Below are 14,133 nucleotides of genomic sequence, written 5' to 3'. Positions count from 1 at the left end.
ATTTGCATGGTCCCTACTGGCAACGAAAACCAACGGTAAACGGCGCGCCCAGCGGCAAATCCCCCGCCACGCCCTTTTGCCGACACCGCCTAAAATATGCCAAGATATTGATTTTTCATTTATGACTTATTGGCTGCCGATACGATTAAAGGGGGCAGGTGTGCCCAAATCACCAGTTTCCATTTCTGTGTAAGGGGTCTGGAGTGTTGCCATTTGTGAGGGGAGGGACTGAGTGATGCGCCGTGCGTTAGACACTAAACTAACGCCACTTCTGGCGTTCATCTCGATAGTCTGCATCCTCGTAGCGTGCCTGCTAGAGGCACCTCCGCTCCCGAACAGCGAGAGATTGGGCGCCGCAAAAGCTCCCGGTCATGTCCACTCCGCCGAACTGCACCAGCCAGCCCCACCGGATGACAATTTTATTGACACGACTTCAAAATCCGAAGTTCGCCGTGCTTACCTGGCACATTACGAAAAAAACATGATTCGTCCCGCCATGAGTGTCGGGGTGGACCTGGAAAACTGTAATCCCGGTCAAGCCGTCACGGACGGGATTCGCCCGGTCCTGGATGCGTGGAATTTCATGCGCGGGCTCAACGGTCTAAATGCGGTGGCGCTGGACACCTCCGGGGCGATTGCCCCCTACACTCAAGCCGCGGCCATGGTTAGTGCCCGCAACGGCAAACTGTCCCACTACCCGGCAGTTGAGGGATTCGCTTGTGCCACCGAAGATGCGGTGCGGGGTGCCCGGCACTCCAACCTCGCTCAATCTATCTCGCAAACCTCCGCGGAGACAGCCCTGTGGTACTACATGGATTATTCCAATCAATCCAACCCCATCAATGACCAGCTGGGACACCGTCTGTTTATGATGGACCCGCAATTGTCCCTGACTTCCATCGGCGCCACCGCGGGCTATACCGCCATCTCGGTGCGGACCGGCGAACCATATCCGGGACTGCCCGCCGAAGCCATGCACAATCCCCAAGCACCCACTCCGGAATGGATGAGCTGGCCCTCGGCAGGATTTTTCCCCAAACAACTGTTGACCTCAGTCGGGGAAACCAACTCCGGAATGGACGTGGAACGTTGGAGCTTCTCGGTGCTAAACGCAGACCTTTCCACTGCCAAAGCTACCATTATCGACCCGAACGGAAACCCGATACCTCTAACCACCATTCACCCTGGTGAACGAGGGGTAACGTACTCGCCCCGCGCAATCGCAGACTATTCCACCCTGCTGATGAAGTTCCCCACCATCGAGAAAAAGCCGGTAGGTCAGGAAAATCTGGTGTACAAGGTGAAGATTGAGGGGGTTAAGAACGCCCCGCGGAGCACTTACGAGTACCAAGTAGCGCTGTTCGATCCGTTGACCCCTCTGGAAAAGACTCCTCCCCATCTGCAGCTAATGGAACAGCCTCTCACCGGTGTGGGGTACAAACTGGTCAACCCCATCAGTATGCAAGTCTCCGCTTGGCCGGTGCCGAAATATCAGTGGCAGGAACGGGATCACGGTGGAGTCTGGACAGACATTCCCGGAGCTAACCAGGAAACCTTCACTCCTGATGGCATCTGGTCCTGGGAGCGTTCCAAGAACACCGAGTACCGTCTGGTTGCGATTTCTTCAGAAGGGACCGCTACTTCTGAACCGGTACGGGTGGCGGTGCAGGGGTTAAAGAACATGCCTTCGAGCGCAAAAGTCCCGGTGGGGTCGCGTGTCTCTTTCGAAGCGTCGCCGATTATGGATCCCGATGGCTCCCTGTTCGACACGACCTATGAGTGGCAGGTGAAACGCGCCGGAATCTGGCAGCGGATTTTCGACGACGGGCATTTTGAGAACACCACCACGAATCGACTGTCCATCAGCCGGGTCACACTGGCAGACCAAGGTCTGCAATTCCGTCTGGTGGTCCGGTCCAAGATTTTCAAACTATCCGGCTATGACGTGGTAGTTTCCTGGTCAGACGGCAACGCCAAGCTGACGGTCTACTAAGCTCACGTCTGCGCTGTGCCCGGTTCGAGGTTTAGGCTTTCTGGCAAACTATTGGCATACAAAGGCGGGCAGCCACCGAATGGTGACTGCCCGCCAAAATATTAATGGGTCAGTGCCTTTGCGCACTAACTACTTGGCAGCGTGCAGGCGCTCACGCAAGGCTTCCAGCTCAGCCTTTAGCTGCGCCGGGAGCTTGTCGCCGAACTTCGCGAAGTAAGCCTCGGTATCCTTGGTTTCCTCCAACAAAGCCTCGGGGTCAATTGCGAACAACTTGTCCCAGGTGGCGCGATCCAGGTCAATCCCCTCGGTGTTGAAGTCCTCGAACTTCGGGTACTTGCCGGTCGGACCATCAATGGCATCGACCTGACCGGAAACACGCTTTACAATCCAGTCCAGGACGCGGGAGTTATCACCATATCCGGGCCACAGGAAGTTGCCGTCCTCGTCCTTGCGGAACCAATTGACCTGGTAGACGCGCGGGAACTTGTCGCCCAGCTTCTCTTGCATCTCCAGCCAGTGACCCCAGTAGTCGGCCATGTTGTAACCGCAGAACGGCAGCATCGCAAAGGGGTCGTGACGCAAGGACCCAGCCTTGACGTCGGTGGCAGCGGCAGTGACCTCAGAGGACACATTGGAACCGATGAACACGCCGTGAGCCGGGGTGTACTGTTCAGCAACCAGCGGGATGTTGGTGGCGCGGCGACCGCCAAAGAGCACCGCGTCAATCGGCACGCCTTCGGGAGCTTCCCAGTCGGGGCAGATAATCGGGCACTGCTTGGCTGGGGCGGTGAAACGGCTGTTCGGGTGAGCAGCCTTTTCGCCGGAGGCCGGAGTCCAATCCTGACCCTTCCAGTCAATCAGGTGTTCCGGAGCCTCGGTGTCGCAACCTTCCCACCACACGTCACCGTCATCGGTCAGAGCCACGTTGGTAAAGATGGTGTTTTCTTTCATGGCTTCCATCGCCATCGGGTTGGTCTTGTGGGAGGTTCCCGGAGCCACACCAAAGAAGCCCGCCTCGGGGTTAATGGCACGCAGGGTACCGTCGGGACCGGGACGCATCCAGGCGATGTCATCGCCAATCGTCTCGACTTTGTAGCCCTTGATGGTGGGCTGCAACATGGCGAGGTTCGTCTTGCCACAAGCCGACGGGAACGCTGCCGTCACGTGGTAACGATTGCCAGTCTTTTCGTCCGTCAGGCGCAAAATCAGCATGTGCTCTGCCATCCAGCCGTCGCGACGCGCCATAGTGGAGGCGATACGCAGCGCGAAGCACTTCTTGCCCAGCAGAGCGTTCCCGCCGTAACCCGAGCCGTAGGACCAAATCTCGTTGGTTTCGGGGAAGTGCGTGATGTACTTCGTTTCGTTGCACGGCCAGTTCGTGTCCTTCTGACCCGGTTCGAGTGGGGCGCCCACCGAGTGAACTGCCGGAACCCACGGCTTGCCCGAGTTAATCAAGTCCATCGCCTTAGCACCCATGCGCGTCATGATGCGCATGTTCAACACCACGTAGGCAGAGTCGGTCAGCTCGATGCCCAGCTGGGAAATCGGACCGCCCAACGGACCCATCGAGAACGGCACCACGTACATGGTGCGTCCTTTCATCGTGCCCTGGAACACGCCGTTTTCCCCAATCAGGGTTTCCTTCATTTCCTTGGGGTCAGCCCAGTGGTTCGTAGGACCAGCGTCTTCTTCCTTTTCGCAGCAGATGAAGGTGCGGGATTCCACACGCGCCACGTCGGAGGGCAACGAACGCGCCAAGAACGAGTTCGGGCGCTTCTCCGGGTTCAAACGGGTAAAGATTCCGGCATCAACCAGCAGTTGCGAGAGACGATCCCATTCCTCTTGGGAACCATCACAGAACTCAATAGATTCCGGAGTAGTCATTGCCGCAACCTTAACAACCCAATCAACTACCTCTTCAGGAGCATTTGCGGGAGCAGCAGCGCGGACATCGGATTCAGTAACAGCCATAAAGGGCCTCCTCCATAGAATGTTTCTCTTACACGCTAATTATCGCGCATTTTCGAACATTGTGCAGGGAGTTAAGTCCCACTCCGAGGTGAATTTGTGCAACTTTTTCACGGTCAAAAGGTCGGTGCAACCGTTCCTCCGGATGGTACGGGTTACCGGTGGTGAACCACCGGTCCGACAGTACCGTACGGAAGAACCTCCCACCCGCGCTTTTGCGCAGGCAAGACCCTAGCAAAAACCGTAACGGTGTCAGACGAGGCTGTGTCGCACGATAGCGTCTTCACGAGACGCGCCCGTCCCGATGACGGAGATGCGGCAGCCGACCTTTTCCTCCAGGTAAGTGACGTAATCTTGCGCCGCCTGAGGAAGTTTCCGGAAGTCGGTGATGCCACTAATGTCCTCGCCTTTCCAGCCAGGGACTTCTTCGTAAATGGGACGGGAGGCGGCGAAATCAACCGAATAATCAGGCATCTGGTCGGTGCGTCCACGCGGCGTTTCGTAGCCCACGCAGACCGGAATGGTTTCAAACTCCGACAAAATGTCCAATTTCGTCATTACCAGGTCAGTCAGACCGTTGACCCGCACGGCGTATCGCGCCACTACGGCGTCAAACCAGCCGGTCCGGCGCGGACGTCCCGTAGTCGCTCCGTATTCACCGCCGAGTTTCCGCAGTGTTTCACCAGTATCGTCGGTCAGCTCCGTCGGGAAAGGTCCCTCCCCCACGCGAGTCGTGTAGGCTTTCATGACTCCGACCACGCGGTCGATACGGGTCGGTCCGATGCCGGTCCCGGTGCAGGCGCCACCCGCGGTGCAGTTCGACGAGGTAACGTAAGGATAGGTGCCGTGGTCGATGTCCAGCATGGTCGCCTGACCGCCCTCAAACAGCACCACCCGATTTTCGTCCAGCGCGTTATTCAGCACCAGGGAAGTATTTGCCACCATCGGGCGCAGCCGCTCCGAGTAGGACAGCAGTTCCTGGGTAACTTCAACGGGGTCAATCGGTTCGGCATGGGACCAGCCCTGGGAGAGACTCTTCACAAGGTCGGACATGACGGTGACTTTTTCGCCCAAGATTTCGGGGTCAAACAGGTCTTGGACTTGAATCCCGATCCGGTACATTTTTTCAGCATAGGTCGGACCAATTCCGCGACCGGTAGTACCGATTTTGCGAGTGCCCCGGAACTTTTCCGAAGAATGGTCTATGGCGATGGCGAAAGGCGTAATCACGTGGGCACGGCTAGAGATGAGCAACCGGTCACAGGGGACACCCCGCTTCTCTAAGTCATCGATTTCCTGGAACAAAACTTTCGGGTCGATGACGGTGCCGTTGCCGATAACCGGGGTCACCCGCGGAGACAGAATGCCGGTGGGCAGCAGGTGTAGCGCAAACTTTTCCCCATTAACCACCACAGTGTGACCAGCATTGTTGCCACCGTTGTATTTGACCGAAAAGTCCACGTCTTTGGCCAGCTGATCAGTTGCTTTTCCTTTACCTTCGTCGCCCCACTGGGCTCCCAAAACTACTATCGCAGGCATTGTTCTTTCGTCGTCCTTTGAAAATCGGAATCGCGCCATACGCGCAGGCTCAGTCTAGCAAAATCATCGGAACTTTTATCCCCTCCGGCTCTGACCAGGGGAGAATGACCGGGCGCTCAAGGACGAGAAGACGCCTCCAGCTCAGCCCATTCCGAGGGAGTCAACCGAAATACGCCCTTTTCCTCCGCCAAGCGCTTGGAAGCGAGCGCGGCAGCGATGGCTGAGCGCATCAGCAATGATTGTGCCTCCGGAGGAAACGGGAGATTTTGCGGGTTTTCGTCATCACGCACGGGTATCAAACTAGCATTCAGTGGCAAAATGCTGCGGTATCAACACCCGAAACCGCCAAAAATCAACAGGAATTGTCACCTTCGAGCGTGTTCAAATCCGCGTCACACAATAGCGTGGCGCATCGGGGACAGACTTGGGGGCGCAGTGGCTTAGTAATCGAGCAGACTGGTGACCAAATCCGCGATGGCGCTGCGTTCCGAACGCATCAGGGTGGTGTGCGCGAACAGGGACGAACCTTTCAAATCTTCGATAACTGCCGCGATACCGTCATAGCGTCCTACCCGCAGATTATCGCGCTGTGAAACATCATGAGTCAGCACAATTTTAGCGTTCTGACCCATCCGCGAGAGCACAGTCAGCAACACGTTACGTTCCAGCGACTGCGCTTCGTCCACAATCACGAATGCATCATGCAAGGAACGACCGCGAATGTGGGTCAGCGGCAGCACTTCCAACAGCCCCCGCGCCACCACTTCGTCAACAACCTCGGGAGCCACAATCGAAGACAGGGTGTCGAACACGGCTTGTGCCCACGGATCCATCTTTTCCTCGCCACTACCGGGCAAGAACCCCAAGCTCTGACCCCCGACCGCGTAAATTGGGCGGAACACGATAATCTTGCGGTGCTCGTGACGCTCCACCACCGCATCCAGCCCCGCCGCTAAAGCCAGCGCTGACTTGCCGGTTCCCGCCCGTCCCCCCAGGGACACAATGCCGATATCGGGGTTAACCAGGTGATCCATTGCGATACGTTGCTCCGCGGAGCGACCCTTCACGCCAAACAGTTCCCGATCCGTGCGCACCAGGTGTACCTGGTAGTCATTCCAGATGGTTGCCAAGGCAGAACCGCGCGGGGAACTCAAAATAATTCCGGTATGGATGGGCTGTTCCTCCAGCGAGAGGATTTCAGATTCAGCGACTTCGACACCGCTATCGGGTTCGCACCCCAGGCACTCCGAATCGTTGCTGGCGGCGAGGTCGTCAGCTTCGTCCCCTGGTTCGTCAGTCAACACAATCGTGTCGAATTCCACCGCGCCGTCTTGATACAGCCGCGACATGTCCTGTTCGCTCATCTCGCCACGAACGACCCCGCGATAGGTGTCTGCCCGCGACAGCGAGTTACGGTACACATCCGTGTCCAACCCGAGAGAAGACGCTTTCACCCGCATTGGCAGGTCTTTGGACACGACCGTCACATCCGCCCCAGCTTTTGCCAGGTTGGCGGCGACTGCCAAAATCTTCGTGTCATTGTCGCCCAAGCGCATACCGGAGGGGAGCACCGAGTCGTCGAGAGAGTTCAGCTCGACCCGCACGGTCCCCCCTTGTGAACCGACCGGAATCGACCGATCCAGCCGACCGTTCGCAATCCGCAAATCGTCCAGCAAGTGCAGCGCTTTGCGGGCAAAATATCCCAGCTCCGGATCGTGACGCTTTTTCTCTAACTCGGTGATGACCACCACCGGCAGCACCACCTGATGTTCAGCAAACTTGAGCAGCGCCTTTGGATCGGACAACAACACGGACGTATCAAGCACATAGGTGCGCGCGGGGGTAGCCATATCTCGACTTTATCAATAGCACGCGGTTCTCGTGTGCAAAAGCAACGTATTTCCGCACTTCCTCCTGTGCAGTTGGTCGGACGGGAGGTAGCGCGACTCACTTACCCAAGCGACGTTCCCGATTTCCGTAGTCGCGCAGGGCACGCAGGAAGTCGACCTTGCGGAAGCTCGGCCAGTACGTTTCACAGAAATAAAACTCTGAATTCGCGCTTTGCCACAGCAAAAATCCGCTGAGTCGCTGCTCCCCCGAAGTACGAATCACCAGGTCAGGATCGGGTTGCCCCTTGGTGTACAGGTGTGCCTCGATATCCTCCAGTCGGAGTTGGTCCGTTACCTCCGCCAAGGTTTCGCCTTTCTGTGCGGCTTCGGTGAGGTATTCCCGCACGGCATTCACGATTTCCTGGCGTCCCCCATAGGCAACGGCGATATTGACCACCAGTGCCTGTTCTGGTCCGGTGCCGTCAGCCGCGCGCAAGATATCTGCCAGGTCGGAATCCAACAGAGACGTGTCGCCCAGCACCCGCAAATGGTATCGACCCGAGGCTTGCAGACCTTGCACGGTCCGACCGATAACATCTTGCAAGGGCTGCAGCTCCGCGGCTTTCCGTCCCAGGTTGTCTATCGAAAGCATCCACAAGGTGACGACTTTCACGGGCCATTCCTCGCACCACTGCAACACTTCGGTAATTTTCAAAGCCCCACGCTGGTGTCCGCGGGTCGCCGGAGCGCCTTCCGCTTTCGCCCAGCGCCGGTTTCCGTCCAGGATAATGCCGATATGCTGCGGCACCCCTGCCGGGTCAATCTCATGAGTCAAACGTCTGGCGTAAATCTGGTAAAGAATTCCGGGCTTTGACTTTTTTACGGAGCTGCTCACATAATCAGTTTAAAACATAAAACACTTAACTTGCCCGTCCTGGAGCGCCGCGGATGGGGTGAGGTGTGCGGGGGGGGATTGTTATGGGTAAAAACTCTGGAAGGACGCTAATGCCGCGTCTGGTTAATCCTCGCACCGGACGGCCCTACACTTTTCAACGCTGGGACTGGAAAGCGATGCGCCGCAAACCAGCTATGCGCGGCTGGATTCACACTGTCGCCACCCCGCTGTCCATGACGGCTTCTATCGTGTTGCTGGTTTTGGCGCCGTTATCTCTAAAGTTCGCCTGCGTCGTCTATATGCTAGCTTCCTTGGTGCTGTTCTCGATGAGCGCGGTGTACCACATGGGTTCGTGGCCCAAAACGGTGGACGCGATTTTGCGCCGCTTCGATCACGCCAACATTTTCCTGTTGATTGCCGGCACCTACACACCTATCTCGTTCGGTCTGCTGGCAGGACAAGACAGAGTCATTTTGCTGTCAGTAGTGTGGGTAGGGGCGATTTTGGGGATTACCACCTCCCTGATTTGGCCTCACGCCCCGCGCTGGGTGACCACGATTCTTTACGTTGTTTTGGGCTGGGTCGCGTTGATGTATTTCCCCGAGCTCTATGCGGCTTCTCTGCCGGCGTTTTGGCTGTTGGTGGCAGGAGGTTTGGCGTACACCGTCGGAGCAGTGATTTACGCTACCAAGCTGCCGAACCCCAGTCCCAATATTTTCGGTTTTCACGAGTTTTTCCACGCCTGGACGGTCGCGGCTTGGGCGTGCCACTGCGTCGCGGCGTATTTCGCGATACTCGGTTAGGGTTTCACAAGGTCGGTGGTTCGGGTTTCCTCACAGCAGCGGACTTTTGCCGGGTTGATTCGTTTTTTCTAGCGTTTTACTTGGTTTTATTATCTGGTAGAGTGATGAGCGCTTGCGTTGCGGCTGATTTCTAAACTAGCTTGCTTTCTTGCCTGACGCAGGCGCTAATCTTTTAATCTTTCAAGGAGACGATTATGGCTGAAGAAGCGAAGAAAAACTGGATGACCCAGGCGTCTTTTGACCGTCTACAAGCGGAACTCGACGAACGCACGGGTCCGATTCGCTCTGAAATCACCAAGAAAATTGACGCGGCCCGCCGCGAAGGTGACCTGAAAGAAAACGGTGGCTATCACGCGGCTCGTGACGAACAATCTCAAAACGAAACCCGCATCCTGGAGCTGCAGGAAATCTTGAAATACGCCGAGGTAGGCGAAGCCGCCACGGACGGCACCATCGGACCGGGTAGCGTGGTAGAGGCAAAAGTCGGACCGAAAAAGATGACTTTCCTGCTGGGGTCACGTGATGCCGCCAAGGGAATGGACATTCAAGTGTTTTCCCCCGACGCCCCCCTCGGGGTGGCATTGGCTGGTCATCGGACCGGCGACACCGTGGAATACGTGGCGCCGACAGGCAAGAAAATCAAGGTTGAGGTGCTCGACACGCATCCCTATCAGGGCTGAGATTTTCCTTTCTTTTCCGCGCGTTTGGTGCCAGAAACCGCCCAGGATTTAGACCAGGTGGCAATTTTGGCGTCAAGTGGCGCGGTGAGACGCGCCATCAGCCATGCCAAGCCAACCGTCGCCGCGAAGCACGCCAGGGCGTAAACGTAGGGGGCGGCATCAGCCATGCCGAGTTCCTGCAGCGTCAGCATCGGCAAACGCTGCAGCACGTAAACCCAGAACAGGTGTTTACCAAACCAGTACAGCACCGGGTTGCCCAGGTGTACGTACAGTGTGAGTTGTACGATTATCAGGCAGAACAGCATAGCTTCAAGCTCAAACACCAGGAAGCTCACGTGGTCGAGCTTAACGGCGAGGACAAAGAGCGCCGCCGTGATGAGTAGCGCAGAGACGTAACCCCAGGTGCAGCGGTAGACGCGCTCGAAGTGCTCGCGGGTCAGGCAGTAACACATGCCCAACAGATAGCAGCACAGCGTGTTGTAGGTGTAGGTGGCGTTTCCTTTGAAATGCCACATGAACACGGTAAATACTCCCACCAGCACACAGTTCAGCAGGAAAGCCCGCCACGGACGGTTTCGGAAAATGCTAAACGCCAGCCAAGTCAGGGCATAGAGCACCAGAATCGCAAAGATGTACCAGCTGGAAGAACCGATGGACTTCCAGCCAAGGAACGCCCAGGCGGTCTGTGCCGGGGTGAACGGGCGGACCAGCGACAGGTTCATGATGATGAACAAGACCTGGGCAACGGCGAAGTTCACCCAGGTCACTGCTACGCGCTTCAGCGGCATGGTGTGGACATAGCCGGGTTTGTGCGCCAGTGAATGCGCCACTCCGAAACCGGAATAGAACAGGAACAGCGCTACCATCAGCTGACCGAGTCCGGTCGCGACGTGGTGCATCACCCCGTCCCACGCCGGGTTATAGGGCATGTAGGAACGGATGTGAGCATAGAACACAATCAGGATAAAGACACCGTTAATGCGGGTGGTGTGATCGTGGTCCAGGTATCCCTCGAAATTGTCAGCGCGCCGATGCAGCCTGGCGCCCCACAGCACCAGAACGATAATGAAGAGCAGAAACAGGTTCATTGTGCTTGACGTTCGGCGAGTCGCGCTGTGGCAGAGTCGAGGATAGCCTGGCAGCGCGAGGCTAGCGCTTCTCCGCGATCCCACAATTTCAGGGTGTCTTCCAAGGGCGCTTCGGCGTTTTCCAGGGCCTGCACGGTTTCGATGAGTTCGGCGCGCGCCGCCTCATAGCTCATCTCCGTGACATCCTCGTTTCCTGATACTCCCGTTCCCGCTTCATCAGCTGGGTTTGCGGTTTGTTGAGGATTACTTTCGCTCATGATTCTTTACCTTTCATCTCTGTGCGGATTGGTGCCAAAAACCGTGGCGACCAAGGAGCCACGCGCCAACACCGCCTCCAGGAGGTCACCCTTCTGAACTGCACCAGCATCGGTCACGACGGTTTGATCGGGTTTACGCAACACGGCATAGCCGCGTTCCAAAGTGGCTTGAGGCGAGATGGCTCGCAGGGTGGCGCGAGCCGCTGCCAAGTCACGTGCCTGATTAGCCAGGACCGCCGCCACTCGCGACCGCAGCATTTCCACGCCATGATTGATATCGCGGCGTCTTTCGTCCAACGCTGCCTTCGGATTTTGCATGACCGGTCGGGAGCGAATCGCGTCAAGTTCGCGTAACCCCAGCTCAATACGGCTGGAAATGAGTGCCGTCATCCGGGTGCGCGCACCGGTCAACCCCTCAATTTCAGCAGCCAAATCCGGGACAATCCGCTTTCCCGCATCGGTGGGGGTAGAAGCGCGGAAGTCAGCTACAAAATCCAGCAGCGGGGTGTCTTCCTCATGTCCCACTGCGGAAACAATGGGGGTACGCGCGGCGTACGCCGCGCGTACCACGCGCTCGTCAGAGAATCCCAGCAGGTCCTCCAGCGCCCCGCCCCCTCGCGTCACGACAATTACGTCAACCTCGGCAAGGGCATCAAGCTCCGCGATAGCCGCGCTGACTTCCGCTGCGCAGCGTTCCCCCTGCACCGCAACCTCGCGAATCTCGAACTGTACCAGAGGCCAGCGTCGCGTCGCGTTTTCAATCACATCTGCCTGTGCCCGCGCTGCATGACCGCAGATAAGCCCTACCCGTCGCGGGAGGAACGGCAGGGACTGCTTGTGTTCCCGCGCAAAAATTCCCTCCGCAGCAAGCTTTTGTTTCAGCTGTTCCAGCTGTTCCAGGAAACCACCCAAACCCGCCGGGTGAATCTCGGACGCCATCAGGGACAGCGACCCGGTCTTGAGGTAAAAATCGGGCTTGACCCGCATGACCACGCGCGCCCCCGCACTCAACGCCGCTCCGGCGGCAGCCACCACCCCGCCAAATGCCTTGACCGGCATAGACATATCGGCTTCCAGATCCTTTACCACGAAAAAGGACATGCGGTTACCGGGGCGCTGGTTGTATTCGATGATTTGCGCTTCTATCCAGGTCGGATCGACCCGGTTAACGTAATTTCGCATGTTTTCGCTCAGACGACTGAGTGGCCAGGGGTTTTCCCGGGTCGTCTCGCGCGCCAGTCGCGCCGGTTCTGGTTTTGTCACTTCCATGACTCCATCATGGCACAGACCCCGGAGATGAAAATTTCCAAGTTTTGCCCTGGCACGCAAACCGCTAAACTCAAGGCAGCTGCGCACCCACCCGAAACGGTTCGTCACCCGAGACGCCGCGAGGGGCAGCTGGTGCGCCACGGAGAAACCCTCCCGAGGACCCTAGTGCGAAAGTGAAGACAGATGGGGAAAGTTTTGCTGGCGTCGCCACGCGGCTACTGCGCCGGGGTCGATCGCGCCGTTACGGCGGTGCAACGCGCCCTGGAAGTTTATGGTCAACCCATCTACGTGCGCAAAGAAATCGTGCACAATAAATTTGTGGTGCGCACCCTAGCGGCTGCCGGCGCGATTTTTGTTAATGAATTATCTGAGGTTCCCTCCGGTTCGCGAGTAGTATTTTCCGCGCACGGCGTTGCTCCGAGCGTCTACGCCGAAGCTGAACAGCGCGGTCTGGAAGTTATCGATGCCACCTGTCCACTGGTCTCGAAGGTGCATCGAGAGGCGCGACGTTATGCCAACGAAGGCTACGACATTATTTTGATTGGTCACACCGGTCATGAGGAAGTGGAAGGAACCTCGGGAGTAGCCCCCGAGAAGATTCACGTGATTGACACTGATTGGATTGATACCTCGGAGTCTGCCACAACGGGCACAGAATCCGCCGACACCACCGCCACCGGCACACCCCCTGCGGATCCCCTGGCAGGTCTAAGCACCGACCCAGATGCCAAGCTAATCTGGCTGTCCCAAACGACTTTGTCGGTAGATCAGACGGCTGCCACCGTAGCGCGTCTCCAGCGGCGATTTCCCGGTTTAATTAGCCCACCATCTGACGATATTTGCTTTGCCACCCAGAACCGACAGGGCGCAGTTAAGGCTATGGCGCAACAATGTGAAGTTGTCATAGTTGTCGGTTCGGCGAATTCTTCCAACTCGGTGCGACTGCGGGAAGTCGCCGTCCAGGCCGGAGCCGGAGCGGCATACCGGATTGAAGGCGTCCACGAGCTGAACCCCGACTGGTTTACCGGAGCTAGCACCATCGGGGTGACTTCGGGAGCTTCGGTACCGGAAGTCCTGGTGACCGAGGTGTTGGAATGGCTGGCGCAACATGGTTTCGATGAGGTGCAGATGGTGCAAACTACGCAGGAAACAACCTCGTTTGCCTTACCGAAGCCCCTGCGCAAGCAAAGCTAGGCGGGCACTAGCGGCGCCAGCATACCCGCGAGGTCTGGCGGCGTTCGGGGGGATGCCTCCGCCACCGCCCTCGCGTAAAACCGGCTTGTATTGCACGAATGACCGATTTCACGCCGATAAGTGCGGGCTCCACGCAACTAGAATCGCCATAACCTGCAGGTTTAGAAAACCGGGACTCAATGATGGTCCAAATTCTGGGTTGAAATCGGTCGTTAGTGCAACTATTCCGAAAAACCACAGAAGTTTTCACACCTAAACATGGCAGAAAATCCGGAGCATAGACACCGATTTCGGGCAACAAAATCTGGGGATACTCGCTGGGTGGTGAATATAAGGTGGGATTCGGGCAGTAGCTGCCATTATTGGCAGCTGCAGCCCTATTTTCCCCTTTAAACCACGCGCACCCCGATACCGAGGAAGGTTTCACGACTGAACAGCGCTGAAATCTGGTTATACACACAGGAATTCGAGCGAGCTGTGAGCGGAGTGTACCCCTGCGGGACGTGATAGTGTCCGCGGGAAGTTAGGCGGGCGGGGCGGAGGGCGTTGGGGGCGACTCAGCGAGAGGCTGGGGGGTGAGCGTTTTGCGACAATAGTCGCGCAAAACGCGAGGGGGTA

12 protein-coding genes are annotated in these 14,133 nt (G+C 57.4%); 4 read left to right on the top strand and 8 right to left on the bottom strand.

Annotation, left to right across the window (positions count from 1 at the left end):
• The first annotated feature begins 235 nt into the window (after positions 1-235).
• A complete protein-coding gene (locus tag HMPREF0573_RS03955) occupies positions 236-1,993 on the top strand; it encodes a CAP domain-containing protein (protein WP_013188966.1) in 1,758 nt (585 codons plus the stop codon).
• A 129-nt stretch (positions 1,994-2,122) separates the two neighbouring features.
• Here the strand turns inward: HMPREF0573_RS03955 and HMPREF0573_RS03950 are convergent, their stop codons facing one another.
• The 5 genes from HMPREF0573_RS03950 to uppS form a co-directional block, all read right to left on the bottom strand.
• The gene (locus HMPREF0573_RS03950) at positions 2,123-3,964 is read right to left on the bottom strand and encodes a phosphoenolpyruvate carboxykinase (GTP) (RefSeq protein WP_004007693.1); all 1,842 of its coding nucleotides are present in this window, start codon (positions 3,962-3,964) and stop codon (positions 2,123-2,125) included.
• A gap of 249 nt (positions 3,965-4,213) precedes the next feature.
• Positions 4,214-5,500 carry an adenylosuccinate synthase gene (locus HMPREF0573_RS03945; RefSeq protein WP_036324921.1) on the bottom strand — a complete coding sequence of 429 codons (1,287 nt, stop codon included), beginning with the start codon at positions 5,498-5,500 and terminating at the stop codon, positions 4,214-4,216.
• Between the two features lie 116 nt (positions 5,501-5,616).
• Positions 5,617-5,790 (bottom strand): hypothetical protein, encoded by a 174-nt coding sequence (locus HMPREF0573_RS03940; protein WP_004007695.1) that lies wholly within the window; start codon positions 5,788-5,790, stop codon positions 5,617-5,619.
• 150 nt (positions 5,791-5,940) lie between these two features.
• A complete protein-coding gene (locus HMPREF0573_RS03935; protein WP_013188965.1) occupies positions 5,941-7,350 on the bottom strand; it encodes a PhoH family protein in 1,410 nt (469 codons plus the stop codon).
• 97 nt (positions 7,351-7,447) lie between these two features.
• A complete protein-coding gene (gene uppS, locus HMPREF0573_RS03930; protein ID WP_004011335.1) occupies positions 7,448-8,224 on the bottom strand; it encodes a polyprenyl diphosphate synthase in 777 nt (258 codons plus the stop codon).
• Between the two features lie 83 nt (positions 8,225-8,307).
• Between uppS and trhA the strand changes: the two genes are divergently transcribed.
• Positions 8,308-9,027, top strand: a complete 720-nt coding sequence (gene trhA, locus HMPREF0573_RS03925) for a PAQR family membrane homeostasis protein TrhA (protein ID WP_236589721.1) — start codon at positions 8,308-8,310, stop codon at positions 9,025-9,027.
• 194 nt (positions 9,028-9,221) lie between these two features.
• Positions 9,222-9,707: a transcription elongation factor GreA gene (greA, locus tag HMPREF0573_RS03920; protein ID WP_004007699.1), complete on the top strand. Its 486-nt coding sequence runs from the start codon at positions 9,222-9,224 to the stop codon at positions 9,705-9,707.
• On the opposite strand, the gene HMPREF0573_RS03915 is transcribed toward greA, so the two are convergent.
• Genes HMPREF0573_RS03915 through xseA form a run of 3 tightly spaced genes read right to left on the bottom strand, consistent with a single transcriptional unit; the run spans position 9,698 to position 12,321 of the window.
• Positions 9,698-10,795 carry an acyltransferase family protein gene (locus tag HMPREF0573_RS03915; RefSeq protein WP_013188962.1) on the bottom strand — a complete coding sequence of 366 codons (1,098 nt, stop codon included), beginning with the start codon at positions 10,793-10,795 and terminating at the stop codon, positions 9,698-9,700. The two genes, greA and HMPREF0573_RS03915, sit on opposite strands and share 10 nt — an antisense overlap.
• Positions 10,792-11,052: an exodeoxyribonuclease VII small subunit gene (locus tag HMPREF0573_RS03910; protein WP_004011337.1), complete on the bottom strand. Its 261-nt coding sequence runs from the start codon at positions 11,050-11,052 to the stop codon at positions 10,792-10,794. The genes HMPREF0573_RS03915 and HMPREF0573_RS03910 overlap by 4 nt, the downstream gene beginning before the upstream one ends.
• Positions 11,053-11,058: 6 nt before the next feature.
• Positions 11,059-12,321, bottom strand: coding sequence for an exodeoxyribonuclease VII large subunit (gene xseA, locus HMPREF0573_RS03905; RefSeq protein WP_013188961.1), 1,263 nt, complete (start codon positions 12,319-12,321; stop codon positions 11,059-11,061).
• A gap of 183 nt (positions 12,322-12,504) precedes the next feature.
• Between xseA and ispH the strand changes: the two genes are divergently transcribed.
• Positions 12,505-13,515, top strand: coding sequence for a 4-hydroxy-3-methylbut-2-enyl diphosphate reductase (gene ispH, locus HMPREF0573_RS03900; RefSeq protein WP_013188960.1), 1,011 nt, complete (start codon positions 12,505-12,507; stop codon positions 13,513-13,515).
• The last annotated feature ends 618 nt before the right edge of the window (positions 13,516-14,133 follow it).

Source organism: Mobiluncus curtisii ATCC 43063, from assembly GCF_000196535.1.
GTDB classification, from domain to species: domain Bacteria; phylum Actinomycetota; class Actinomycetes; order Actinomycetales; family Actinomycetaceae; genus Mobiluncus; species Mobiluncus curtisii.
This window is presented reverse-complemented; position numbering and strand designations above follow the sequence as displayed.